The sequence below is a fragment of the Streptosporangium sp. CA-135522 genome (assembly GCF_050949235.1).
Classification (GTDB): Bacteria; Actinomycetota; Actinomycetes; order Streptosporangiales; family Streptosporangiaceae; genus Streptosporangium.
In genome coordinates, this window is record NZ_CP192026.1 from 9,651,132 (window position 1) to 9,676,110 (window position 24,979).

Sequence of the window (24,979 nt, forward strand, 5' to 3'; positions counted from 1 at the left end):
GTCACCAGGGAGAGGGATACTGTTATTAGTGGCAAGGATAAAGCATGTCAGAATTAATTCAGATTACCGAGTTAAATCGCAAGGAATGGCCGGAGAGCGGTCTGGATGTAGCGGCGCTACGCGCCGGAGGATGGCAACCGCTGCCATTCAATCTGTTCATCGCCAAAATTCATGAGCGCTGCAATCTGGCATGCACGTACTGCTATATGTACGAAATGGCGGACCAGTCGTGGCGTGGGCGGCCGGTGGTGATGGCCAACGAGACCGTCAAGGCACTCGCCAGGCGTCTTTCCGAGCACGTCGATGCACACGACCTGCGCGATGTTGACGTCGTCCTTCACGGAGGCGAACCCCTGCTCGCCGGCGCCGACATGATCGACCGTTTCGTGCACACCGTGCGCGGCGCCGTCGGAGACAGGGCCGCGGTGCAGTTCAAAATGCAGACGAACGGCCTGCTTCTCGACGAGCGAATGCTCGACATGCTGCTCGCCAACGACGTTCGCATCGGGGTGAGCCTGGACGGCGGCATGGAGGCGAACGATCGCAGCCGTAAATACCGCAACGGCCGGGGCAGCTATTCGGACGTGGCACGCGCGATGGAGCTTCTCGGCTCCGACCGGTTCCGGCCGTCCTTCGGCGGAGTCCTCTGCGCCATCGACCTGAGAAACGACCCGATAGAGTGCTACGAGGCTTTGGCCGCGTTCTCTCCGCCGATCATCGACTTCATGCTTCCGCACGCGAACTGGACGACCCCTCCCCCACGTGCCGAGAGTGGTTCCAGTCCCGCGCCGTACGCGGACTGGCTGATCCAGATATACGAGCACTGGCGAAAGAATCCGCAGAAGGCGAAGGTGCGGGTCTTTCAGAACCTCTTCAGGATGCTGCTGGGCGGTCCCAGCACCGTGGAATCCATGGGGCTGTCACCGATCCGGCTCATCGTCATCGACACCGACGGCAGCCTCCAGCAGGTCGACTCGCTGAAGTCGGCGTTCCCCGGGGCCCCCGAGACCGGGCTGAATGTCTTTGAGCACAGCTTCGACACGGCCCTGGCCCACCCGGCGGTGACGGCCAGGCAGATAGGAGTCTCGGGCCTCAGCGAGACGTGCCAGGCATGCTCCGTCAGAGACACGTGCGGTGGCGGACTCTATACGCACAGATATCGCAGCGGCTCAGGATTCCTCAACCCGTCGGTATATTGCGCCGATCTGCTGCGGCTGATCACGCACGTTCGGCGGGACATGCGACGAGAGCTTCTTCCGGACGGGGAAACGTCTGATGTCTGAACTTCTCATTCCCAGATACCAGTATCCGGGGGGAACGAAGCCGTTCGCCCGGCGCATACGCGCGCTGTTGTCCGCAGACCGGCCCGCCGCATGTCCCGTGCACGTCGGCCTCGCGGATCCGCAGCCGCTGTCCGACACCGTCGCGATCAGTACGCATGCCATCGCCAGGCATCTGGTGGAGGGAACCGCCGCCGCGCTGCCGGTCTTCAACACCCGGCCCCCCGACGCTTTGCGGATTCTCACCGCGGCCAGTTGGAACCGTCCCGACGCCTTCGCCGAGGAATTCGGGGACATGCCCGCCGACCTGGCGTCCGGCCTGTGGTCCCAGGTCGATCAAGTGTGCCGCGGCAGAGACTCCCTCACGCCTCCCGAATTGCGGGCTGCCTGCGACCTGATGCTCCGTCTGGGATATCCGAAGAGAGCAGCTGAGATCCTCGGCATGTCCGTGACGGATCTCGACGCCTATCGCTTCAGTCCCCGGTTCGCCCGCGAGGAGATGTCGGTCCTCTTCAAATTTCACTATGACTCGCCCCGGCTTGAGCAGCTGGCGCTGGACGCGGCGGCGGACGAGAGGATCGACGCGTACGCGCGTCTCATGCTGGCCAACTTCATCGTGGTGCGCAACGGCAAGAGGGGAACCGATACGCCGCAGGCACACCGAGCGGCGGAGTTGGGCAAAGCGGCGCTGGCGTCCCTCGACGACTCGGAACCGGCCACATTCCTGGCCGAGCACACCTGGCTGCGCGCGGTGGCCTACCTCCCTTTCCTGAAGTCAGACACCAAGGCCACGCTCGCCACGCTCGACCGCGCCGAGGAGTGTCTCGTCCTCGGACGACCTTCTCATGGGACGTTGCGCCTCGTGGCCTGGGAGGATCACGCCACGCCCCTGTACGAGACTCTGGGGAAGACTCTCCTCATCTTCGGCCAGGTAGAGCTGGCCGTAGCGGCGACGGACCGGTTGGTCGAGCTCAACCCGCACGACCGCAGAACGTGGAACCTGCGCGGGCGGGCTCTTGTCGCGGCGGGGCGCGTCGACGAGGCGCTGTACGCGTTCGAGCGCATGCTCCCGTTGGGAGGCCTCGCGGTCGCCGAGGCCGCCTTCTACCTGGGCTGGGTCTACGAACAGCTCGGGAAGCCGGATCTCGCTCGTGATCACTACCTGCTGTCCCAACGTGTCGATCCCACGGTCGACATGGTGGATGAACGGCTGAAGAGCCTGCCGAAATGAGGCTCGGCGACGAGAAGCCCCCTGCCTTATGGCGGAACAGAAACTTCGTCCTCCTCTGGATCGGGTCCGCGGTCTCCATCCTCGGCAGCCGGGCTTCCAGCATCGCGCTCCCCCTGCTCGTTCTGGCGCTGACCGGGTCGCCCGTGCAAGCGGGATGGGTCGCGTTCGCAGGGGTGCTCCCCGATCTTCTGCTCTACCCTCCGGCGGGCCCTCTGGTCGACCGGTGGGACTGGCGGAGAGTGATGGTGCTGGCCGAGCTCGGACGAGGACTGGCCGTTTGCACTCTTGTCATCTCCCTGATCTTCGGGACTCCGGGCATCGCCCTCATCATCACCGTTGCCTTCGTCGAGGGAACCCTGGGCGTTTTCTACCGCCTGGCCGAGCGGATCTCCGTCCCGTCGGTCGTGCCCACCGACCAGGTCGCGGGCGCCATAGCGAGCAACGAAACCCGCACCCATTCCGCCATGCTGCTGGGCCGGTCGCTGGGCGGCTTCCTTTTCAGCCTTGGGCGGGCTGTCCCCTTCGTCGTCGACGCGCTCTCATTCGCCGTCTCGCTTGGAACGCTCGTCTCGATGCGGGTGACCACCAGGCGGCCGGCTCACGAGCGACGACACATCCTGCAGGAGATGCTCGAGGGGCTCGGCTGGGTGGGGCGCAACCCGTTCCTACGAGCCGACATCGTGATGTCGGTGGGGGTGGGCATTCTCGTGCACGCTCTCATCCTCACCTTCGTGGCGAGTGCCCAGCAGAACGGGGTGTCGCCGTTCCTGGTCGGCGTGACGCTCTCGGCACCGGGAATCGGAGGGGTGCTCGGCGGACTCGTCGCGGCCCCGCTCTTCCGGCGCTTCGGCTTCTCGCTGGTCCTCGCGCAAATGTGGATCTGGACCGGCGCGCTCGCCCTTCCGCTCCTGGGCGTCGACGTCCTTCCGATGATGGGAACCCTGTTGCTCAGCGGGTTCGTCGGCTCGGTGGGGAATGTGGCCATGAATACATATCTGGTTCAGCAGGCCCCTGAGCACATGCTGGGCCGGGTGTCCAGCGTCATACTCATGTCCATGTTCGTCGGCAACGCGGTGGGGCCCGTCTGCGGTGGATTCCTCACGGAACACCTGGGCGTCGACGTCACCGTGCGAATCCTGTTCGCGGGAATGCTCCTCCTCACCGTCTGGGCCACCACCGTTCCCGCCATCCGCCGGCCGTCGGCCTTCCTGGCCGAATCCACCGTCTGAGTCACGACTAGTGGGACGCGCCCACCCGCCTGGCGCGCGTGGAGCACGCCGTCCGGCCGGTCAGCGTCGATCGTGTTCCGCGTTGCCGTCACCCTGGTCGATCGTGTTCCGCGTTGCCGTCACCCTGTAGGAAGGTCGCAGGCGAGGAGAGCCGCGGGTTAGGAAGGTCGCGGGCTCGCGGCGGCCTTCGCGGCGCCGGCTCCCGCGGCGGCCCGCGTGGCGGCGAACAGCATCAGGCAGAGCGGGGTGTAGAGCAGCAGGTTGAGCCAGTAGAACGGCGTCCAGGTCTGCGTGCCGTACCCCAGTGCCCACACCACGCCCAGCAGCCCGCGCAGCAGGGTCGCGGCGGCGATGGCGGAGGTGCCCAGTCTCAGCACCCGGCCGGGGATCCGGCGGCCGAGCCCGCCGAGGCGGTCCACGCTCGCGAGCATCACCAGCGCCCCTGCGCAGAGCAGGGCGACCAGGGGCAGCAGCACCCGCGGCGTGAACGGCACCTCGAAGTCGAGCACCGCCAGGGACACCTCCCGGGCACCCTGAGCGGGCCAGGTCGCACCGGTCGACCAGTAGAGGTGGATGAGGGCGTCGGCGCCCAGGACCGCCGCCACGGCGACGCCCGCGCGCACTCTCGTCTGTTGCTTCATGCCCTCCAGGAGGAGCGGTCCGGCCCCCGGGTTCCACGGTGTGATCACCGTCACACCGTGGAACCTCCGCGGTGTGCGACGCCTCTTGGGTGACGAGACAGATCGTCAAAGCTGGAGGAGCCAGACTGATGCGCATACTCCGGGCGGTGCTCGCCGTCCTGCTCGCCGCCCTTTTCTCCGCGGTGCTCTACGGCGCGTACGGCTACCAGCCCCCGGAGACGGGCCGCTCTTTCCGCTCGCCCTACCTGCGGGCGGTGGGATCACGCTTCGTCGACACCCCCGTCGCCCGCTTCCACTACGTCCGGTCCGGATCCGGCTCCCCGGTGGTCCTGCTGTCTCCCGGGGCCGCCTCGGTGATCGGCTGGAGGGAACAGCTCCGGGCGCTCGCCGAGCGGCACACGGTCTACGTGGTGGACCTGCCCGGTCAGGGCTACACCCGGCTGAAGGACCGCGACTTCCACTGGGATCTGGCGGCGATGACCGGCGCCATCGGCGCCTTCATGGACGGGGTCGGCGTACGGCGGGCGGCGATGGCCGGCAACTCCTGGAGCGGCGGCTGGGCGCTGGCGTTCGCCCAGCGCCACCCCGACCGGGTGAGCAGGCTGGCGCTGCTGGGGGCGACCGCGTTGCACGTCCGCGACACCTGGAGCTGGGAGATCATGAAGTATCCGGTGATCGGGGAATTGCTCGCCAACCTCGGCGGCGCGACCAGGGCGACCTACCTCGGCTGGACCAGGAACCTCTTCGTTCACCAGGAGCTGGCCACCGACGAACTGGTGGACGAGTTGTGGGCGCCCGCCACCTTCCATGACAATCTGCGCGCCATGTATCTGCTGGAACGCGGCCTGGACTGGGGCGAGACGGAGAGCGCGATGCCCGTGACGAGAACCCCCACCCTGCTGCTGTGGGGTGGGCAGGACAGGGTGGTGCCCGCCTGGCAGGCGCGGCGCATCGGTGAGCTGATGCCCGGCGCCCGGGTGGAGGTGCTCGACGGGTGCGGCCACGCCGTGCAGATGGACTGCGCCGAACCGGTGAACCGCCTGCTGCGGGACTTCCTGTGAAGGAGGGGCTCGGTGACCTGGTCCTGGCCGCGCAGCGGGGCGACACCATGGCGATGAACGACCTCATGGACGAGCTGTCGCCGTACGTCTTCAGGATCTGTGGCGCGATCACCCCCCAGCACGGTCCGGACGCCGCCCAGGAAACGCTGATCGCGGTCTTCCGCGGCCTGCGCGGCGTGCGCGAACCCGCGGCCCTGCGCGGCTGGGTACGCGCGATCGCGGTGCGCGAGGCCGTGCGTGCCGCCCGCCGCCACGGCGCGCACCCGCCGGCGACGCCGGTCGACACCCCCGCACGCGACGACGGCGAGCTGTCCGTCGACGTTCGCGATGCGCTGGACAGGCTGTCGCCCGAGCATCGGGCCGTGCTCGTCCTGCGCGACCTGGAAGGACTCGACGAGCAGCAGGCGGCGGCCGTGCTGAACCTTCCCCAGGGCACGGTGAAGTCCCGGCTGCACCGGGCGCGACTCAGTTTCCGAAAGGCGTGGAGCCGATGAACTCACCCGATCTGGATCCGGTACGGCGGTTGCGCGTCATGGCGGCCGCCACCCCCGGGTGCGTGCTGCTGGAGCGGGTGATCGCGGCTCCCTTCGACACGGTCTGGGCGGTCGTCGCCGACCTGGAGAGGGAACTGCCCCGCTACCAGCCCCATGTCCACACCCTGCGGGTCACCCCCGGCCAGGGCGACCGGCTGGACGTCCTGGCCCTCGGCCGGGCCGGGTTGTGCGCCCGATTCGACGCCGTCCTCCGGCCGGGCTGGTGCTGGATGCAGAGCCACCGCGTCGTCTTCGGCCTGGCGGCGATCCCCGTGCCCGGCGGCACCCTGCTCGCCCGCGCGGGCGCCACCCGCAGACCCGGCCTGCGCAAGCTCGCCATGCCGCTGCTGCGGCACGGTTTCGAAAGGGAGCTCGACCGCTTCGAGGCCCGCGTGCGGGAACGGCTCGCGTGAGACACCCGGCCCGTTCGTTACCGCGTTGCTGCGCGAGGCCGGCCTGTCGCCGACGCAGCGGCAGATCGACGAGGTGCGGCAGGCGCACGCGGACGCCTACACCGAGCAGGTCGACTCGGTGCGCCCGCTACCGGGTGCGGCCGCGTTGCCGGCCGAGCCGACCGACCTGCTAGTCACCGTCGCGGGCCGTCGTGATCGCCTCGGCGAACCGGCGGTAGCGGGACAGCTCCTCGTCCACCGGCGCCAGCACGAGCTCGCGGCCGACCCGGTCCACGCTCACCCGAAGCGCCCTGGCCGCCTTGCGCGCCCGCCTGCGGCCTCCCAGCCAGGCGGCCACCCGGGAGAGCAGCGCGATCACCAGTCCGAGGAGGACCCCGCCGATCAGCAGCAGGGTGGGCCAGGGCAACTCGCCCGCGGTCGGCAGGTACGGCCGCGGGAGCCGGAGGTAGTCCATCCCCAGCAGGCCGAACAGCCACAGCCCGCCCGCCAGCACGGCCGCGAGCACCGCCCACTGCGCCAGCCCGGCGACCCGCCACCAGGTGGGCCGTCTGGCCGCCCCCAGCGAGGTGGTGGCCACCGCCCGGTCGAGGCCGTTCTCCAGGTCGTCGGCGTGTGAGCGGGCCGCCCGCCGTACGGCCGCCGCCCACGGTTCGGGAAGTCCCGCCGAGGCGGCCCCGGCGGCCTCGCGGATCGCGGTGTCCATCCGGGAGCGCTGCACGGCGGTCGTGACGGGCAGCGAGGTCCGTCCCACGGGCTCGCCGGAGGACTGGACCGCGGGGGTGCCCAGGCGGAGACGGCGGAGCGGATCGGGCCGCAACCGGCGGATCCACCGGGTCGGCGGCCAGCCGGTGGCGACGACCGAACGGTGCCGATGGGCCTTGGCCACCGCCTCGACGACGACCGGCACCCCGGCGGCCTCCGACAGCGCGGCGGTCAGCGGCTTCGCGAGGCGGTCCACGGACGACTCGGGCGCCGCCGCCATCGCGACCGCGCCGGAGCCGCTCTCGGAGCCCGAGACGGAGCCCGGCGCGGAGCCGGATGCCGAGCCGGCTCCCGAATCGAGCCGCCCGGCGGCGGAACCACCACTGGACGCTCTGACCAGGGCGTCCGCGGCGGTGCCGACGTCGGCGGCCAACCGGGTGGCCCAGGATCGCCGGTCGGCGACCCGCGAGGCGAGCAGGGAACGCAGCTCGGCGAGGCCCGCCCCGGTGCGCGTCGAGACGCCGACCAGCGGCACCCCGGCGAGCCCGTCCTCGTCGAGCAGCCTGCGCAGATCCTTCAGGCACCGCTCGGCGGCGGCCGGGCTCAGCCGGTCGATCTGGTTGAGGACGACGACCATGACGTCCCGGTGCCGGGCCAGCGGCCGGAGGTAGCGCTCATGCACGGCCGCGTCGGCGTACTTCTGCGGGTCGAGCACCCACACCAGCAGATCGACCAGCTCGACCAGCCGGTCCACCTCCAGCCGGTGCGCCAGCTCGATGGAGTCGTGGTCGGGCAGGTCGAGCAGGATCAGCCCGGCCGCGTCGCCGTCCGCCCGGCCCGCCGCCGTCATCTCGTGGCGGCGGGGAATCTCCAGCCAGTCGAGCAGCGGCCCGGATCCCGACCCCTCCCAGAGCGCGGCCTGCGCGGTCGAGGTGGTCGGGCGGGTGACCCCCACCGTGGCGAGCGAGGTGCCGGACAGCAGGTTGAACAGCGAAGACTTGCCGCTGCCGGTGGCCCCGGCCAGGGCGACCGCGGTGTGGTCCACGGACAGGCTCCGCCGTACTCCGGCGCGGGAGACCACCGAACGCGCCCCGGCGATCGCGTCGGCGTCCAGCCGCCCGTCGGCGAGGTCGGCGGCCTCGGCCAGCCCGCTCAGCCGGTCGTCCAGGGAGACCGAGCTCCTGCGGCGCAACAGCTTCACCTCTCCTCTCCCTCCCGGTCGTTCGTGCGGGCGACGGCGTCCGGGGACCGGTCCCGTGGGTCCGGGGCGATGTTCGCCCCGCCGGCCGGGAGCGTGAGCGTGACGGGCGTGGCGGGAAGGCTCCCCTGCCGCTCCCCCGGCGGCAGCGCGGTCCGGCGGTCCGCCGCCGGGATCTCGCCACGATGGTCCCGTACGGCACGCGCGGCGGCGCGCAGGGCGGGGGCGGCCTCCAGCGGAGGCTGGACGGCGTCGAGGAGCGCGGTGAAACGTGCGGCCTCCGCGCCGAGCAGGACGGCGACCCGTGCCCGCAGGTCGGTGCGGGCCTTGACGGTGAGGGTGCGGACGGCCTGGTCACCGAAGACGGCCTCCAGAAGCTTCTGGCTCAGCACGCTGGTGCCTCCGGCGATGCCGACCTCGATCCCGGTCAGGCCGCCGGTGGAGGCGAACACCGCGAGCATCAGCAGCAGCCCCGCGCCGTTCACGCCGTAGGAGGTGAGCCGGGCGGTGGTCCGCTTGTCGGCGCCCTCCTCGCGGACCAGGCCGAGCACGTATCCCTGCCAGTCGCGAACCGCCGCCTCCGTGTCGGCGGGCAGTCCGGCCGAGGCCCTGCCCAGGCGCCCGGCGGCGGCGACCCCGGCCTCCTCCAGCAGGGCGCGCCCCGACGGGTGCGACGACCACGACTCCAGCACACGTTCGGCGGCGCCGTCGGCCGACGCCCTGATCAGCGCCTCCACCCCGCTCTCCAGCGCCACCCGCAGCTCGCTCTCGGGCGCGGGCCGCCCGGTGAACAGCGCCACCAGGCGATCCCTGAACCGGCCCACCCGGTTCTCCAGGGAACGCATCAGGTCACCGGTTCCGATGAAATCCTGCCAGCGGGCCAGCACCTCGCCTCGCAGCAGCGAGCCGTCCAGCATGCCCTCGTCGAACGCGGCCAGCCCTCCGGCGTAGGCGGCGTCCGTCATCGAGCGGAGGTCGGCGGCCACGGCGTGCTGGCGGTCCACCGCGTCGGCGAGCGCGGGCACCCGGGTCGCGAGGCTCTCCAGGGCACCGGACAGGGTCTGGCGCACCACGTCGGCACGGGCCTGGGAGTCGGCCGCGATGCCGGCCAGCCAGCCGGCGACGGGCTTGACCGCGGTGTACGGCAGCCGGGCGTTCTCCTCGGGCAGCACCAGCTCCGGCACCTCGAACAGGCGCGTCCCACCCAGCCCGTTGGCCTCCAGCAGCCGGGTCAGGTCGCGCTTCACCACGCCCAGCGCCTCCGGCGGGACCCGCGACAGGATGACGGCCAGCGCCGTGCTGCGCTCCCTGGCCGAACGCAGGAAGCCCCACGGCACCTCGTCCGCGTAGCGGGACGCGGTGGTGGTGAACAGCCAGAGGTCGGCGGCGGCCAGGAGCTGGGCGGCCAGCTCGCGGTTGGCGGTGACGACCGAGTCGATGTCCGGCGCGTCGAGCAGGGCCAGACCGGGCGGGAGGTCGGGGACGGTGACCACCCGCAGCGTGCCGGGCTCGCCGCGCCCCTCTCCCGTGACACGGGGAAGGCCCGGCAGGACGTGCTGGGCGGTGAACCAGGCCTGATCCGCGGGGCTGACGACGAGGGTCGGGGCAAGCGTGGTGGGCCGCAGCACGCCGGGCTCGGAGACGTCGGCGCCGACCAGGGAGTTGACCAGGGTCGACTTGCCCGCTCCGGTGGAACCGCCGACGACGGCCAGCAGCGGGGCGTCGATCGCGCTGAGCCGGGGGATCAGATAGTCGTCGAGCTGGCCGGTCAGCTCCCGCAGCGCCCGGCGGTCATCCCCGACGTCGCCGGCCGCGAACGGGAACAGGCCGAGATCGAGGTGGCGTCGCAGCTCCCGTAGCGCCTCAAGCAGACCGTCGCTCCCGTTCATAGGAGCGATCCTTCCCGCCGAAAGGCCCCCTAGACGTGATTTTGCCCCACCGCTCGACCGGGTCACGGGGGCGAACTCGGTAGAGCGATGGGGCCTTCCCCCGAGCCTCGCGCGGCGGGCCGTATCGGACTCGTCTCCCCCGCAGCTGGAGGCGAGCCCGGACCCACCGTGCGAACACGGGGTGATCAGGGGTTACGCGCTGACCATTTGAACAGCCGAAACTCAAGGTCAGGTCAGGCGAAGCTGAGTGTTCGCTGAAGATTCAATCACCGCGCGGTAACCGCAGGACATATCCCACGCCACGCAGGGTGTGTATGAGTCGCGGCTCAGTCATGTCCACTTTCCGGCGAAGATAGGAGACGTAGGACTCGACGACCCCGGCGTCGCCTCCGAAGTCGTAGTTCCAGACGTGGTCCAGGATCTGCGCCTTGGACAGGACCCGGCCGGTGTTGACCATGAAGTAGTGCAGCAGCTTGAACTCGGTGGGCGACAGCCGTACCGGAGTGCCGGAGCGCCACACCTGGTGCGCCTCCTCATCCAGCTCCAGGTCGCCGACCTGCAGGCGGGAGGGCAGGTCGAGGTCCCCTCTCGTACGGCGCAGCACGGCCCGGATCCGGGCGAGGACCTCCTCCAGGCTGAACGGCTTGGTCACGTAGTCGTCGGCCACGTGCAGGCCGGTGACCTTGTCATCGGTCGCGTCCCTGGCGGTCAGGAAGACCACCGGTATCTGCCCGCCCATCTCCCGCAACCGCCCCGCGACCGCGAAGCCGTCCATGTCGGGCAGCATCACGTCCAGCACGACGAGGTCCGGGCGGATCCGCTCCGCGAAGTGCACGGCCTCCCGGCCGTCCACCGCGGTCACCACCTCGAACCCGGACCTGCGCAGGCTGGCCGAGAGCAACTCGCGGATGTTCGGCTCGTCGTCCACGACCAGCAGCCTGGCCTCGACTCTCTCCAGCACACCCATGAGGCTCGCCGACCCCGCTGGAACGCAGCTCAGCTCAGGCTGAACGTTTCCTGAGAAAACGTTTCCCGTGAAAGCGAGCCGTCACCTGCGGACACCCGACTCGTTGATCGCGGTCGCGGTGTTCGGACACCGACGTCAGCCGTGTTCAGATGTCGACATCAGCAGTGTTCGGACACCGGCGTCAGCCGTATTCGGACGCCAGGGGAAGGAGGACCCGGAACGCCGCGCCCTTCCCCGGAGCGGACTCCACCTCGACCGTGCCGCCATGGGCGTCGACGATGGCCGCCACGATGGCCAGGCCGAGACCGCTGCCGCCGTCCTCGGGCGCGCGGCGCCCCCGGGCGGAGTCGGCGCGGTAGAACCGCTCGAAGACGCGTTCGCACTGCTCGGCGTCGAGCCCCGGCCCTTCGTCCGCCACCTCGATGACGGCCATGCCGTCCTGGGCGGACAGCGCCGTCCGCACGGGGGTGCCGTCCGGCGTGTGGGTGAGCGCGTTCGTCATCAGGTTGCCCACGACCTGGCGGAGCCGTACCTCGTCGCCGGAGACGATGAGCGCGGCGCCGTCCACCGAGAGCGTGATCTCGCGGGCGGGGGCGAGGATGCGGGCGTCGTGGACGGTGTCGGCGGCGATGGCGAGCAGGTCCACCGGGCGCATGGCCACCGGGCGCTGCTGGTCCATCCGGGCGAGCATCAGCAGGTCGTCCACGAGCAGGCCCATCCGGACCGCCTCGGACTCCACGCGGCGCATCAGCGGCGCGGCGTCGGTGTCGGGCGCCTGCCGGTAGAACTCGGCGAAGCCGCGAATGGAGGTCAACGGCGTGCGGAGCTCGTGCGAGGCGTCGGCGACGAACCTGCGCATGCGCTCCTCCGACCGGCGGGCCGAGGCCTCGGACTCCGACCTGGCCCGGAAGGCGGCCTCGATCTGGGCGAGCATGCCGTTCAGCGACTGGCCGAGGCGCCCGACCTCGGTGTGCGGGTCGGCGTCGGCGACGCGGCGGCTCAGGTCTCCGGCGGCGATGGCCTGGGCGGTGAGCTCGATCTCCTCCAGCGGGCGCAGGCTGCGTCGTATGACCATCACTCCGGCTCCGGCCAGCGCCAGCATCAGCCCGCCTCCGCCGAGTAGCTCCACCAGCGCGAGCTGGCCGACGATCTGCCGGACCTCGGTCATGTCCACGGCTGTCAGGAGGGTACCGCCGCTGTTCAGCGTGGTGCGGCGGGCGCGCCACTCGCCACTGTCGAACGGCCCGCCCCCTTGTTCTGCGGACACCAGGGGAGCGGGCTTGTCCTCCACGTCGGTTCCGCTGAGCCGCAGGACGATCGTGCCCGCCGCGTTGCGCAGCTCCAGCATGGTGTCGGCCGGAAGCGGCTTGCCCACCAGTGTGGCGGCGCCGCGATGCAGGCGGCGCAGCGCGGCGTCCATGGTCAGGTCGATCTGGCCGTCGACACGGTCGATGAGGTAACCGCGCATGATCGAGACGCTGCCGATGCCGATGAGGGTGAGCGCGATGGCCAGCAGGGTCAGGATGATCGCGATCAGCCGCACCCGCAGCGGGACCCCGTTGATGGTCACGATATGGGCGGGAGGCGTAGCACGTAGCCCACCCCGCGCAGGGTGTGGATCAGTCGGGGGTCGGCGTTGTCGATCTTCCGGCGGAGCACGGAGACGTAGGACTCCACGATCCCGACGTCACCCCGGAAGTCGTAGTCCCACACGTGGTCGAGGATCTGGGCCTTGGACAGCACCCGGCCGGCATTGGCCATGAAGTAGCGCAGAAGCTTGAACTCCGTCGGTGACAGCGCCACCGCCCTGCCCCTGCGCCACACCTCGTGGCTCTCCTCGTCGAGCTCGATGTCGGCGAAGGTGAGACGGGCCGGCCGGCCGAGCAGGTCTCCCGAGCCGGTACGGCGGAGCACCGCCCTGATCCGGGCCACGACCTCCTCCAGGCTGAACGGCTTGGTCACGTAGTCGTCCCCGCCCGCCGTGAGTCCGCGGATCTTGTCCTCGGTGGCGTCACGCGCGGTGAGGAAGACCACGGGCGTGTCGGTGCCGCCGCCGCGCAGGCGCCGCACGACGTCGAACCCGTCCATGTCGGGCAGCATCACGTCGAGCACGATGAGATCCGGACGGTGGCGCTGCACCGCGGCCACGGCGTCCGTGCCGTTGCCGGCCGTGTTCACCCCGAACCCGGCGAATCGCAGGCTCGCGGCCAGCAGTTCGAGGATGTTCGGCTCGTCCTCGACGATCAGCAGGCGGGCTTCGGGTGAGTCGGTCACGGGTTTTATCTTCACTTGCCTACATGGAAAAGCAGTTAAAAGGTCAACACAGAGGTTAACCCCACGATATGCCTGGCTATCGCCAGGCTGGACGTCGCCGCCGGTGAGGGGGCGTTGCGCACCAGGACGACCCGGCCGTGCACGTCGATCGCGAAATCGTCGAGCATGCTCCCGTCTCCGGCCACGGCCTGGGCCCGCACTCCACCGGTCGTCCTGACCAGGTCGGCCCTGGTGAGGGCGGGTACGTAGCGGCGCGCGGCGGCCAGGAAGGACCCCTTGGCCATGGACCCGAGCACCTCCCGCACCCCGGTCCGCCAGTGTCTGGCCGCCAGTCGCCGGGTGCCCTTCCACGCCAGGATCCGGCGTAGATCTCTGAGATCGATGTCACCCCAGGAGTAGCCCTCCAGCGCCAGGGCCATGACCGCGTTGGGGCCGACCAGCACCTCGCCGTCGATCCTGCGGGTCAGGTGAACGCCGAGGAACGGGTATCGGGGGTCGGGGACGGGATAGATGAGCCCGCGCACCAGGTCCTTCGACGCGTCGGCCAGCGCGTAGTACTCCCCCCGGAAAGGGACGATCCGCACGTCACCGGCGGCCCCTGCCATCTCGGCGACGGCGTCGGTGCCGAGTCCGGCGCAGACGATCAACCGGTCGAAGCTCAGCTTGCGCCGCCCGGCCAGCACGTCCACCCCGCCCGCGGTCTCCCGCAGCGCGCGGACCGGATGGGACAGCAGCACCGAGCCGCCCATCTCCTCCACGTCCTGGGCCAGCCTGCGGGCGACGGCGGGGAAGTCGGCGATCGCGGTGTGCGGGGAGTGCACGGCGGCCACCCCGACGGCGTACGGCTCGATCTCGCGCAGTGCCAGCGCGTCCAGCTCGGCGATGCCGGGGACCCCGTTGGCGCGGGCGCGCTCGGCGATCCCGCGCAACCCGGCCCGCTCGGCCGGGGTGGAGGCGATGACGAGCTTGCCGACCTCGTCGTAGGGAATGCCGTGCTCGGCGCAGTACTGCCTGAGCAGGGCCACGCCCTCGCGGCAGAGCCGGGCCTTGAGCGATCCCGGCTGGTAGTAGATCCCCGCGTGGACGACCCCGCTGTTGTGACCGGTCTGGTGGGCCCCGACGTGGTCCTCCTTGTCGAGGACGGTCACCGTGGCACCGTGGGTCCGCGCCACTTCCCTGGCCACCGCCAGGCCGACGATTCCCGCGCCGACGATTCCGATTTTCACCGCGCGCCCCTACCGGCCGGCCTGCCGACCCCATCCGAGAAAACCGGTTCGACGACCACGTGGGAGCCGACGAAGCCGGACGCTCCGGTCACCAGAACACGCATGGTCGAAAGTTAACGGCAATTGTCTCCGGAGGAGAAGGGGGATGCCCCGTCTCGTTGGTGATCGTAACCATATGTAGGCAAGCTTTACCAGCTGTGACCTGGGAATACGTGAATACGCCAGCGTCGGGAACCGTGATGCGGCCATCGATCTCGGGGGAAAGATGAAAAGGTCACGTGTCGGGACGCGGAGATCCCGGGGAGCGCTCCTGCGGGGCGCGGCGTCGTCGGTGACGGCTGCCGCCGTCCTCGTCCTGACCATCCCGCCGGTGCCGGTCGTGACCGCCGCGACCGGCACGACCGGCGCGACCGCCGGGACCGCCGGGACCGCCGCGACCGCCGCGACGATCGCGGTCGGTGCGTCCGCCGGGACCGGTAGGACCGCCGGCACCGGCGTGACGGCCGCGGTCGGGGAATGCGCGATGAACGGCGGCTTCGAGGAGCCCGGCGGCCTGCGCGGACAGGAGAACCGGCTCAGAGGCGTGCTCGGGTGGCACACGTCGTCGAGGGACGGTCTCGTCGAGCTCTGGGGGCCGGGCAACCGCGCCGCCCCCATGAACTTCACCGTCCCGGCCGACACCGGAGACCAGTTCGCCGAGCTGAACGGGACCTCGGCGGCCACGCTCTACCAGGACGTCCCGACGACACCGGGCTCCACCCTGAGCTGGAGCCTGGCGCACCGGGGACGCACGAGGAGCCCGAACAGCAAGGACATCATGGTGGTCCGGATCGGCGGCATCACGCAGATCCCGGACGGACGGGATCGGCCCGGCATCGCCGACGGCAACGACGCGTGGGGACACTACCGCGGCAGCTACCGGGTTCCTCGGGGACAGCGGAGCACCCGGGTGGAGTTCATCCCGAACTCCTCCGGGACGGCCCTGCCGGGCTACGGCAATTTCCTCGACTCGGTGTCGATCTCCTGCACATCGCCCTCCGAGGAGGGGAACCAGCCGCCCGGCATGCCGTACCTCGTGCTGTCCGGACCGGCGGGAAGCAGCCTCGACGGCTCCCTCGCCTCCACGGACCCGGAGGGAGGAACGGTTACCTACGTCGTGGGCGTCCCCGAGCCGTGGGTGGACGTGAGGGTCCGCGCCAATGGGGCGGTGACCGCCAGGCCGGTCAGTCCGGGTCTCTACCAGGTGCCGGTCAAGGCCTGTGACGACCGGGGCGCGTGCGGCGAGGGCAGGATCGTCGTCGTGGCCTACCGCCGCACCGGACCGGCCGCCAGACCGACCATCAGACCGACCGCCGGACCGGCCATCAGGCCGACCACCAGATCAACCGCCAGACCGGCCATCAGGCCGGCCGCCAGACCGGCCGTGGGCGGGTGAGGTCAGCGCATCCGGCCGACGGCCGCCCGCAGACGGCGTACGTCTCCCAGCCGCGCCTCGTACGTCGCGCCCACCACGACGAGCAACAGCCCGCCGGCCGCCATCGGCACCCATCTCGGCACCATCACGACGACCTGTGCGATCCACGGTGCCAGCTCGTGCAGGGCGACGGCGGCCAGGGTGAGCCCGCCGAGCAGCGCGGGAGCCTGGAGCCGGAAACGGGCCCCGACCAGCAGCACGGCCAGCGAGACCACGCCGAGCAGCAGCGGCCGGACCCAGCCGGTGCCGGCGAGCACGGCGATCACGCTGGGAAGCAGGCTGGAGGCGAGCCCGGACCCGTAGGAGACCCAGGAGGAGATCTCGCGGCCCCTCGCCCGCCACCAGCCGAAGGCCAGCAGGACCAGTGAGAACGGCACCGTGTAGGCCTCGACGACGGTGATGTCGGAGGCGAGCAGCCGCAGCCAGGAGGCCGCCAGCAGAAAGCCCGTGCTCACATATCCGGCCCACCGCCGGTCGGGCCGCAGCGCCGTACCGGCCATCAGCACGCCGACGACGGCGCAGGCCAACCCTGCCAGCGGCAGATCGGCGGCACCGAGCGGCAGGCCGGCGACGACGAGGACGTATCCGGACGTCTCCACGCCGATCGCGAACGTCGAGCGCCTGAACCGGCCCGCCACGGCCGCGGCCAGGCAGGCCACGGCGAGCACGCCGAACGCCGCATGCCGTACCGGCCACTCAAGCGCCATCCCGGCGGCGAAGGCCTCCCCGCCGGCGAGCAGCGTCGCCAACCCTGCCCCCGCGACCCGCACGGCCCGCCCCCGCCCGTAGAACGCGGTCGTCGCGGCGATCACCGCCACCACGGGGAGCACGACCAACGTGGCGGGCTCGCTCATCAACGCCCAGGAGAGCGCGACCGAGGCCATGACCAGCGCGGCCGCCCCGCCGAAGGCCCAGCTCGTACGGCTTCGCGCGGCCGTCCACGCCAGCGGCCCCAGCCCCGCGACGAACAGCCCCACCTCCAGCCCGTACGGCAGGCCGACCGAGACCGGCAGGGCCGCCAGCACCACCGGCCAGGCCGTCAGACCGGCCCTGAGCGCGCCCTTGCGCCCGGCCGCCTGCCAGGAGACCAGCAGCGCCGCGACCGTGACGAGGATCGTGATCACGACGAGGAGCGGGTGGCGGCCGGCCGGGGAGTCCAACGCCGTCCACGGCCGCGCGACCGGGCGGTAGAACCCGAGGATCTCGGCGACGGCGCCGTACATGGGAAGCAGCGCGAGCCCGGCGAGCACGGCCCCCAGCACGAGGCCGGTCACCCGCCGGGGGTCGGCGACCTCGTCCGGCGCGGACGTGGACGCCGCCCTCGCGGCGGGCCACCGGCGCAGGGCCAGGAGCCCGGCCGGCAGGGCGCCGACGGCCAGGGCCAGCGACAACGCTTCACCGGCAGGCTGCCAGCGTGTCCCGGCGGCCACCGCCCAGATCAGGCCGGTCGCCGACAGCACCGCCGCCGCCAGCGCGACCGCCGCCGACCAGGGCACCCGGGCGGTGAACGTCGCCAGGCCGTAGGCCACCACCAGAACCGCGAGCACCGCGTAGGTGCCGCCGCGGTCCGCGAGCGCGGTGGCCACGGCCACCGCGGTGACCGGTCCGGCCACGGCCGTGAAAGCCCGCGCCCACCAGGGCCGTCTGGCCAGGGTCAGTCCGGCCGCGAGGACGACGGCCAGGGTCAGCAGGACCGCGACGTCCGCCGCGTGGCCCCAGCCGAAGGCGATCGGGGCCACCGCCACCGTCAACGCGCCGGTGGCCAGGGCGACGCCCCGCGCGGGTGGCCGTCCCCGGAGCGCCGTCACCGCCGCGGCGAGCGCCAGCAGCCCGAACACGACCGCCCCCTCCGGGAACGGCGAGACCCACCGGCCGTCGTCGAACCCGTGGACCCCCGACCAGACGTCGCCGAGCCGGCTGAACGGCAGGAGCAGCGTGAGGATCGCGACGGGCAGGAACGGGACCGCGGTGAGCGCGGCCAGGATCGCGGCGGAGACGGCCCCGGCCGAGCGGACCCGCGAGGCGTTCGTGGCGTTCGAGGCGTCGGAGATGTCGGAGGTCTTCGAGGCATCCGAGACGTTTGAGACGTTCGAGACGGGCAGCCGGAGCGCGATCACCGCGGTGACCAGCGCCGCCACGGTGTACGGGACGGTCTGCCAACCGGTCGGGAACACCTGCCAGCCGGGCGCGGCCAGACCGGCGGTCAGCGCGAGCGCGGATGCGCCCGCCAGGAGCGTGAGCCGGTGCGCACCCGCCTCGGAAGCCACCATCGCCTCGAACGACACAGCCGGCTCGGACACCGTCACCGGCTCGGATGGCACCGCCGCCTCGGAGGACACCACCGCCTCGGAGGACACCACCGCCTCGTGTGGCACCACCGCCTTGTGTGGCACCACCGTTTCGTGTGGCACCGCCCCGGAGGGCACCACCGCCCCGGACGCCACGGCTCTCCTCGGCAGCACGGCCCCATTGAACGCCACGGTCGCGCCGATCACCGCGAGCGCGATCAGCAGCACCCCCTTGGCCAGGGATGTCGTCAGATCATCGGCGCCGAAGAGACCCGTCATGCCCGGGTAGGAGCTCAGCGCCCCGTAGCCCACTCCCAGCGACCACACCACGCCGAAACAGACTCCCGCCGTCCCCCGGACCCCGCGGGCGCGCTCTCCCCCGCCGCCGAACACCAGGAAGGCGGCATCGGCGGCGGCGGTCGCCGCCAAAGCGGCGGTGATCCAGGGGGCCGTCTCGTCCAGGGCGAGCAGCGGGAGCGGGAGTTGGGCGAGCACGATCGCCACGGGCAGCGGCAGTCTCAGCGGAAGCAGCCGCGAGTATCCCGCCATGAGGAGTGCGACCAGGCCGATCAGTGAAGCGGCGTAGTCGAGCCCGTGAAGGGCGTCGGCTCCGGCCAGACCGACCCGCCGGGCCGCGTAGCCGTCCAGGAAGAGCAGGGCGACGCCGAGCATCGCGATGGTCTCGGCGGTGGCGACGAGCTCCCGCCTCACCAGGAGTTTCGGCGCGGCGAGGGTCAGCGCGGTCACCCCGGCGAGAATCGCGGCCCGCCCGCCGATGCCGATGTGTCCCCAGCTGACCACCGTGAAGACGATGGCCGCCACGACGAGCAGCAGGCCGCCGAGGACGAGCAGCAGGTTCTGCACGGCCTTCGGCGAGAAGTCCCGCCGCGGCGCGACGGGCTCCGGAGGCTCGGGCCGCCCGGACGCGGAGGTCCTTTCGGGCTCGGATGATCTCCCGGGCGTGGAGGAGCCCGGCGTCGCAGATCCCTGAAGCCTCTGCGTCGGCGGTAAGGAAGAACCGGGCCGCCCGGACGCTCCCGGCGCCGCCCAGGGGAGCCCCGGCTCCGTCCCGGAACCCGTCCCGGGGAGCCTCACCGGCTCCGTCCCGGAACCCGCTCCGGCCGCCGCCCGCCGTACGCTCGGGCCGCCCTCGGCTTGGTCGGCCGGCTGTCCTCTGAGCAGGCCGAGCAGTTGGTCGCGCCGCAGCAGGAGGTGCGCTTCCCTGGCCCGCAGCCCGGCCAGCTCCCCGTCGAGCTGCCACAGCTCGGCCGCCACCGGTCCGCGTAGCCGCAGCGCGCAGTGCGGACAGCGATCGTGCGCCCCGGTGATGTCCGCGCCGCATTCCGGGCAGCTCACCGCCGCCGGAGGACGACGCGGGCCTGGTGGGGGATTCTGATCGCGCATGACACGAAGGATGCCGGGCGCAGATTGCTGTTCGGTTGCGGTGCGCCATCCGGCCGTCGGCGTCGTCCGATGCGGGCTCGGCTAGCGGGTACGGCGGGCGATGAAAGTGATCATTCCGGTGGCCGCGGCCGCGACCGCCAGCCAGGCGGCCACCACCGAACCCGGCACTCCGGCGTCGGCGTCCTCGTCCGCCCTGGCGTTGGCCACCAGGGCGGTGTCATCACCGATGCTCCTGCTGGCCATCGGCGTGGCCGCGGGTTTGGGCGCCGTCCGCTGCAGGACGTCGGCGGGCAGCGGCACGCGGTAGACCGGACTGCCTGTCCCTTCACTGCCGGTCAGCAGCGCCTGGCCGTCGGGTGTGTAGGTGATCGACTCGGCCTGGTCCAGGGCCGGCATCGACACCCGGGCGATCTGTTCGCCCGGGACGCGGTAGACCGTGGCCGAGAAGTAGGTGCGGATCACGAAACTCGACCCGTCGGGGGCGTAGGCGGCGTCGGTGGCCATGATGGGCGCGGAGCCGACCTTGCGGAGCACGTTGTCCCTGTCGGCGCGCAACCGCTTGGGGGCCGCGTACACCGAGCCGGAGAACTCCTTGCTCACGATGTAGAGCCGCCCGGTGCGGGGGTTGACCATGACGCCCTCGGCGTTGTGCCCGCCGTCCTCGTAGCGGAACCGGTAGCGCACGGCGGGGAGGATGGTGGGCAGCGCGGTCCGGGTGAAGGTGGTGGGCTCGGTCACCTTGTAGACGGAGACGTCCGGCCACGCGCCGTCGAAGTTGTCGCCGATGTCGGCGAACCAGAGCACCCCCGCGCCGGTCACCGGATCCTTGGTGGCGGCCATCCCCTCCCAGTCGCGGGCCTCCGCGCCCCGGAGGGTGAAGGTCGCGCGGGTGCGTCCGTTGGGCCCGACGGCGTAGAAGACGGGCCCTGCCGAGCTGTCGTTGTGGGTGTAGTAGAGATCCTTGTGCGTCGGCGAGACCGCCAGGCCGCTCGACTCGGTGATCCGCCTGTCCTTGAAGGTGAACAGCAGCGCGTCGCCGTCCGCCCGTGCTTCCGCTCCCGCCCGTGCTTCCGCCCGTGCTTCCGCTTCGGCTCCCGCTCCCGCTCCCGCGAACACCGTCGCCCCGGCCAGCACGGCCACCACGAACCCGCGAGTCATGACATTGCCCGGCCTACTCCCCATTCAGCCATCATGCCCTGCCGACGGCGCCCCGGGACGGCCCAGAAGCCTCTCGTCTCCCTCAAGGTCATCTCAGCATTGCCGAAAATGCCGGAAAGCAGGGTGACGCAGGGTCGGGGAGGCCAACGCTCGCCTGGAGTGCGCTCCAGGTCTTTAGGGTGGACCCATGGATTACACGCAGCTTGGCCGTACCGGCCTGAAGGTCAGCCGCCTCTGCCTGGGCACGATGAACTTCGGCCCCGTGACCTCGGAAGACGACTCCTTCGCGATCATGGACCACGCCCACGAGCTGGGAGTCAACTTCTTCGACACAGCCAACGTCTACGGCTGGAAGAAGGGCGAGGGCATCACCGAGAACATCATCGGCCGATGGTTCGCCCAGGGCGGAGGACGCCGTGAGAAGACCGTCATCGCCACCAAGCTCTACGGCGACATGGGTGACTGGCCCAACGACGGCCGCCTGTCCGCGCTCAACATCCGCCGCGCCGCCGACGCCTCGCTGAAGCGGATGCAGACCGACTACATCGACCTCTACCAGGCCCACCACGTCGACCGGGACACCCCGTTCGAGGAGTTCTGGGAGGCCATGGACATTCTCAAGCAGCAGGGCAAGATCCTGTACGTCGGGTCGTCCAACTTCGCGGGCTGGCACATCGCCAAGGCCCAGGAGGCCGCCCGCCGCCGCAACAGCCTCGGCCTGGTCTCCGAGCAGTCCCACTACAACCTCCTCGTCCGGACTCCCGAGCTGGAGGTCATCCCGGCGGCCGAGGACTACGGCCTGGGCCTGATCCCGTGGAGCCCGCTGGCGGGCGGCCTGCTCGGCGGCATCCTCCGGAAGATCGACAAGGGTCGCTCGGCAGCGGAGCACATGGTCAAGGAGCTGGACAAGCACCGCGACAAGATCGAGCAGTATGAGGCGTTCTGCGAGGAGCTCGGTGAGGACCCGGCGAACGTCGGCCTGGCCTGGCTGCTGCATCAGAAGGTCGTCACCGCGCCGATCATCGGTCCGCGCACGCTCGACCAGCTCGACAGCACCACCAGGGCCCTGGAGATCAAGCTGGACGAGAAGGCTCTGACCCGCCTCGACGAGATCTTCCCCGGGTTCAAGACCGCCCCCGAGGAATACGCCTGGTAGCAGGCTAGGAGACCAGGGCGCCGATCACCACGAGCAGCACGAGCAGTGCGAGCACCGTGGGCAGCAGCCAGCGACGGGGACGATCCACGCTCTGGAGCTTAGCTCTGCCCACCGGGTGCCGACGCCGCAAGGGGGTATTCCGCGATCGTCTCGTAGCGGACCGCGGCCCCGAGATGGCTTCTCACCAGGTGCACGGCGCCGGCCTCCCAGGCGGCGCCGGCGAACGATCCGAAGTCCTCGACCAGGCGCTGCAGATCGGCGCCGGCGCCGGATCTGGCCAGTGTCAGATGCGGGTGGAGCCGGCGCCGATCCGCCTGTACGGCTCCCGCCCGCCGCGCTCCCGCCCCCAGGGAGTCGGCCAGCCGGACGAGCTGGGGGCGGGAGCCGTACACGCCGGTCCAGAAGACGCGCGCCCGGCGAGCCGAGGGGAAGGCGCCGGCGCCGGTGAGCGACAGCGTCATCGGCGCGTAGCGCGACGCGGCCCGGGCGAGGCGCGTCTCCAGGTCGGGCAGGATCCCCTCCGGGACCTCGCCCAGGAACGACAACGTCACATGCCAGGTCGCCGGATCGGGCCAGCGCAGGCCGGGCCAGGCGGCGCGGTGGGGCACGAGAGCGTGATCGAGCTCGTCACGCACCCGCCGCGGCAGCGGTAGCCCCACGAACAGTCGCATGCGACCTCCTGCTGAGCACCTTGGTCAGCATTATCGCCGCGCCGACCCCAGCGAGGGTGAGCACCCCGCCGATCATGACTCCCACGCGGGGGCCGCCCAGGTCGGAGACCCAGCCGAGCAACGGCGCGCCGATCGGGGCGCCGCCGGTGAACACCAGCACGTAGATGCCCATCACCCGGCCGCGCATCTCCGGCGAGGAGGCGAGCTGCACGCTGGTGTTGGCGGCGGTGTTTATCGAGATCAGCGCGACGCCGGCGGGGATGAGGAAGAGCAGGTAGAGCGGGTACCAGGGGGCCAGGCCGGTGGCGACCTGGAACAGCCCGAACGACAGGGCGCCGCCGATCAGCAGTTTCCGGCTGGGCCGTACCCGCCGGGCCGCCATCAGCGCTCCGCCCAGCGCGCCCACGGCGAACATGCTGGAGGCCAGGCCGAAGGAGGAGGCCCCGGCGCCGAAGACCTCACGCGCCATCAGCGCGATCGACATCGAGAACGACTGCGTGAACAGCGACACGAAGGCGACCAGCAGTATCGGCATCAGCAGGTCCGGCCGGGCCATCACGTAGCGCAGGCCCTCGCGAAGCTGGCCCTTGGCCCTGGGCACCGGGTCGGGGGTGGTCAGCTCCGAGGCGCGCATCAGGGCCAGTCCGCCGAGCACGGCGAGGAACGACATCGCGTTGATCAGGAACATCGGGCCCGTGCCGCCGAGCGCGTAGATCAGCACTCCCGCGAGGGCCGGGCCGACCACGCGGGCCAGGTTGAAGCTGGAGGCGTTCAGCGCGATGGCGTTGGACAGGTCCTGGCGGCCGACCATCTCGACCACGAACGACTGCCTGGTCGGCACCTCGACGCAGGAGATGAGGCCGAGCGTGAAGGCCATCACATAGACGTGCCAGGCCTGGGCGGCGCCGGTCACGACGAGCAGGCCCATGGTGAGCGCCAGCAGGCCCATGATCGACTGGGCGACCATCAGCAGCGGCCGCTTGGGATAGCGGTCGGCGAGCATTCCGCCCCAGAGCCCGAACAGCATCAGCGGCAGGAACTGCAACGCGGTGGTCAGGCCCAGCGCCGCGGCGCTGCCGTGCGTCAGGTCCAGCACCAGCCAGTCCTGCGCGGTGCGCTGCATCCACCCGCCGACGTTGGAGATCACCCCACCCATCGCGAACAGGCGGTAGTTGTGGTTGCGCAGCGACCGGAACATGCCGCCCCGCGTCTCGGGAACGGCCCGCGCGGTCGCGGTCTCGACGGCCTGCAGCTCGTCGGCCGCCGCGGCCCGCGCGACGCGCCGCCGCCGCAGCCTCGCCCGCCATCCCAGCTTCTTGCCGGGTTCCGGCTTCGCGTCGGATTCCTGCTTCTTGTCAGCTTCCGGCTTCTCGTCGGATTCCGGCTTCTTTCCGGGTACGGCGCGCACGACGCGCCGCCGTCGCAGCATTGCCCGCCACCCCGGCTCGATGCCCGGTGCGGCGTGCGCCTCGGCGTCCTGCGGGACCGCCGAGGCCCCGGGTTCCTCGGGTTCGGCTAGATCCGGCTGAGCTTCTCCAGGATCGGAGCCGCCTGCCGGAGCACCGCCCTCTCCTCGGCCGACAGCTCCTTCAGCTGCTGCGTCAGCCACGCCTCCTTGCGGCGGCGCTCCTCCTTCAGCAGGGTTGAGCCCTGCTCGGTCACGCTCACGGTCACTTGACGCCGGTCGGTCGGGTGCGGCGTACGGGACACCAGCCCCCGCTCTTCCAGCACGGCGATCACGCGGGTCATCGAGGGCGGTTGCACCTTCTCGTGCTCGGCCAATTCGCCGGGGGTTATCCCGGAATGCCGTTCCACCGCGGCGAGCGTCGCGAGCTGGGTGGGGGTCAGCGAGTGCCCCGCGGCCTGCCTGCGCAGGCGTCTGTTCAGTCGTGCCAGTGACACGCGCAGTGCTGAGGCTAGACCGGCGTCGCTTCGCAGGCTCGCGACGGGATCCTTCTTGGGTTTCATTAGCATGGGTCATTACCTTTGCTAACTATATACGACCTCGCGGGATTCCCGCCGGCCGGGAGTTTCCTCAAGGCGGGCCGTACAGCGTGGCAGACCGGGAGGCGATCCCCAACCTCGGCGTGACGTCTCCGCAGGCGGAAGCCGGCGGATCCGTCATCCGTCATCCCCACGCAGGGCCTGCGGCATCCGCTTCCTGCGACCATCGTCGTATCTCGT

The 24,979-nt window shown here is 71.1% G+C and carries 20 protein-coding genes; 8 read left to right on the forward strand and 12 right to left on the reverse strand.

Features of this window, described 5'->3' with window-relative positions; genetic code table 11:
- The first annotated feature begins 44 nt into the window (after positions 1-44).
- Genes ACQPYK_RS45365 through ACQPYK_RS45375 form a run of 3 tightly spaced genes read left to right on the forward strand, consistent with a single transcriptional unit; the run spans position 45 to position 3,740 of the window.
- Positions 45-1,283: an FxsB family cyclophane-forming radical SAM/SPASM peptide maturase gene (locus tag ACQPYK_RS45365; protein ID WP_433246505.1), complete on the forward strand. Its 1,239-nt coding sequence runs from the start codon at positions 45-47 to the stop codon at positions 1,281-1,283.
- The gene (locus tag ACQPYK_RS45370; RefSeq protein ID WP_433246508.1) at positions 1,276-2,511 is read left to right on the forward strand and encodes a tetratricopeptide repeat protein; all 1,236 of its coding nucleotides are present in this window, start codon (positions 1,276-1,278) and stop codon (positions 2,509-2,511) included. Before ACQPYK_RS45365 ends, ACQPYK_RS45370 begins: the two co-directional genes overlap by 8 nt.
- Positions 2,508-3,740 carry an MFS transporter gene (locus ACQPYK_RS45375; RefSeq protein WP_433246511.1) on the forward strand — a complete coding sequence of 411 codons (1,233 nt, stop codon included), beginning with the start codon at positions 2,508-2,510 and terminating at the stop codon, positions 3,738-3,740. Before ACQPYK_RS45370 ends, ACQPYK_RS45375 begins: the two co-directional genes overlap by 4 nt.
- A gap of 158 nt (positions 3,741-3,898) precedes the next feature.
- Here ACQPYK_RS45375 and ACQPYK_RS45380 read toward each other — a convergent pair whose 3' ends face one another.
- The gene (locus ACQPYK_RS45380; protein WP_433246514.1) at positions 3,899-4,435 is read right to left on the reverse strand and encodes a DUF3995 domain-containing protein; all 537 of its coding nucleotides are present in this window, start codon (positions 4,433-4,435) and stop codon (positions 3,899-3,901) included.
- A 74-nt stretch (positions 4,436-4,509) separates the two neighbouring features.
- On the opposite strand from ACQPYK_RS45380, the gene ACQPYK_RS45385 reads away from it, so the two are divergent.
- From ACQPYK_RS45385 to ACQPYK_RS45395, 3 genes are read left to right on the forward strand one after another with little or no spacing between them, the layout of a single operon-like run.
- Positions 4,510-5,442, forward strand: coding sequence for an alpha/beta fold hydrolase (locus tag ACQPYK_RS45385; protein WP_433246517.1), 933 nt, complete (start codon positions 4,510-4,512; stop codon positions 5,440-5,442).
- Positions 5,439-5,936: an RNA polymerase sigma factor gene (locus tag ACQPYK_RS45390; protein WP_433246520.1), complete on the forward strand. Its 498-nt coding sequence runs from the start codon at positions 5,439-5,441 to the stop codon at positions 5,934-5,936. Before ACQPYK_RS45385 ends, ACQPYK_RS45390 begins: the two co-directional genes overlap by 4 nt.
- A complete protein-coding gene (locus ACQPYK_RS45395; RefSeq protein WP_433246523.1) occupies positions 5,933-6,388 on the forward strand; it encodes a hypothetical protein in 456 nt (151 codons plus the stop codon). The genes ACQPYK_RS45390 and ACQPYK_RS45395 overlap by 4 nt, the downstream gene beginning before the upstream one ends.
- Positions 6,389-6,557: 169 nt before the next feature.
- On the opposite strand, the gene ACQPYK_RS45400 is transcribed toward ACQPYK_RS45395, so the two are convergent.
- The 6 genes from ACQPYK_RS45400 to lhgO all read right to left on the reverse strand — a co-directional run bounded on the left by ACQPYK_RS45400 (position 6,558) and on the right by lhgO (position 14,644).
- The gene (locus ACQPYK_RS45400) at positions 6,558-8,291 is read right to left on the reverse strand and encodes a GTPase family protein (protein ID WP_433246526.1); all 1,734 of its coding nucleotides are present in this window, start codon (positions 8,289-8,291) and stop codon (positions 6,558-6,560) included.
- Positions 8,288-10,177 carry an ABC transporter gene (locus tag ACQPYK_RS45405; RefSeq protein ID WP_433246529.1) on the reverse strand — a complete coding sequence of 630 codons (1,890 nt, stop codon included), beginning with the start codon at positions 10,175-10,177 and terminating at the stop codon, positions 8,288-8,290. Before ACQPYK_RS45405 ends, ACQPYK_RS45400 begins: the two co-directional genes overlap by 4 nt.
- A 262-nt stretch (positions 10,178-10,439) precedes the next feature.
- The gene (locus ACQPYK_RS45410; protein WP_433246532.1) at positions 10,440-11,144 is read right to left on the reverse strand and encodes a response regulator transcription factor; all 705 of its coding nucleotides are present in this window, start codon (positions 11,142-11,144) and stop codon (positions 10,440-10,442) included.
- 181 nt (positions 11,145-11,325) lie between these two features.
- Entirely contained in the window at positions 11,326-12,714 is a 1,389-nt protein-coding gene (locus ACQPYK_RS45415; protein WP_433246535.1) for a sensor histidine kinase, read from the reverse strand.
- A complete protein-coding gene (locus tag ACQPYK_RS45420; RefSeq protein WP_433246538.1) occupies positions 12,711-13,418 on the reverse strand; it encodes a response regulator transcription factor in 708 nt (235 codons plus the stop codon). The genes ACQPYK_RS45415 and ACQPYK_RS45420 overlap by 4 nt, the downstream gene beginning before the upstream one ends.
- 35 nt (positions 13,419-13,453) lie before the next feature.
- Entirely contained in the window at positions 13,454-14,644 is a 1,191-nt protein-coding gene (gene lhgO / locus ACQPYK_RS45425; RefSeq protein WP_433246541.1) for an L-2-hydroxyglutarate oxidase, read from the reverse strand.
- A 331-nt stretch (positions 14,645-14,975) separates the two neighbouring features.
- On the opposite strand from lhgO, the gene ACQPYK_RS45430 reads away from it, so the two are divergent.
- On the forward strand, positions 14,976-16,079 hold the full coding sequence (locus ACQPYK_RS45430; protein WP_433246544.1) for a hypothetical protein: 1,104 nt from the start codon (positions 14,976-14,978) through the stop codon (positions 16,077-16,079).
- A gap of 2 nt (positions 16,080-16,081) precedes the next feature.
- Here the strand turns inward: ACQPYK_RS45430 and ACQPYK_RS45435 are convergent, their stop codons facing one another.
- Together ACQPYK_RS45435 and ACQPYK_RS45440 are read right to left on the reverse strand one after the other, a co-directional pair.
- Positions 16,082-19,810, reverse strand: a complete 3,729-nt coding sequence (locus tag ACQPYK_RS45435) for an SCO7613 C-terminal domain-containing membrane protein (RefSeq protein WP_433246547.1) — start codon at positions 19,808-19,810, stop codon at positions 16,082-16,084.
- A gap of 81 nt (positions 19,811-19,891) precedes the next feature.
- Entirely contained in the window at positions 19,892-20,992 is a 1,101-nt protein-coding gene (locus ACQPYK_RS45440) for a hypothetical protein (protein WP_433246553.1), read from the reverse strand.
- 163 nt (positions 20,993-21,155) lie between these two features.
- Here ACQPYK_RS45440 and ACQPYK_RS45445 point away from each other — a divergent pair, with 163 nt between their 5' ends.
- Complete coding sequence (locus ACQPYK_RS45445; RefSeq protein WP_433246556.1) at positions 21,156-22,124, forward strand: aldo/keto reductase; 969 nt, start codon at positions 21,156-21,158, stop codon at positions 22,122-22,124.
- A 98-nt stretch (positions 22,125-22,222) separates the two neighbouring features.
- Here the strand turns inward: ACQPYK_RS45445 and thpR are convergent, their stop codons facing one another.
- From thpR to ACQPYK_RS45460, 3 genes are all read right to left on the reverse strand, one after another.
- Positions 22,223-22,795 carry an RNA 2',3'-cyclic phosphodiesterase gene (gene thpR, locus ACQPYK_RS45450; protein ID WP_433246559.1) on the reverse strand — a complete coding sequence of 191 codons (573 nt, stop codon included), beginning with the start codon at positions 22,793-22,795 and terminating at the stop codon, positions 22,223-22,225.
- Positions 22,752-24,224: an MFS transporter gene (locus ACQPYK_RS45455; RefSeq protein ID WP_433246562.1), complete on the reverse strand. Its 1,473-nt coding sequence runs from the start codon at positions 24,222-24,224 to the stop codon at positions 22,752-22,754. The genes thpR and ACQPYK_RS45455 overlap by 44 nt, the downstream gene beginning before the upstream one ends.
- 86 nt (positions 24,225-24,310) lie before the next feature.
- Positions 24,311-24,769, reverse strand: a complete 459-nt coding sequence (locus tag ACQPYK_RS45460; RefSeq protein WP_433246565.1) for a MarR family winged helix-turn-helix transcriptional regulator — start codon at positions 24,767-24,769, stop codon at positions 24,311-24,313.
- Between the last annotated feature and the right edge of the window lie 210 nt (positions 24,770-24,979).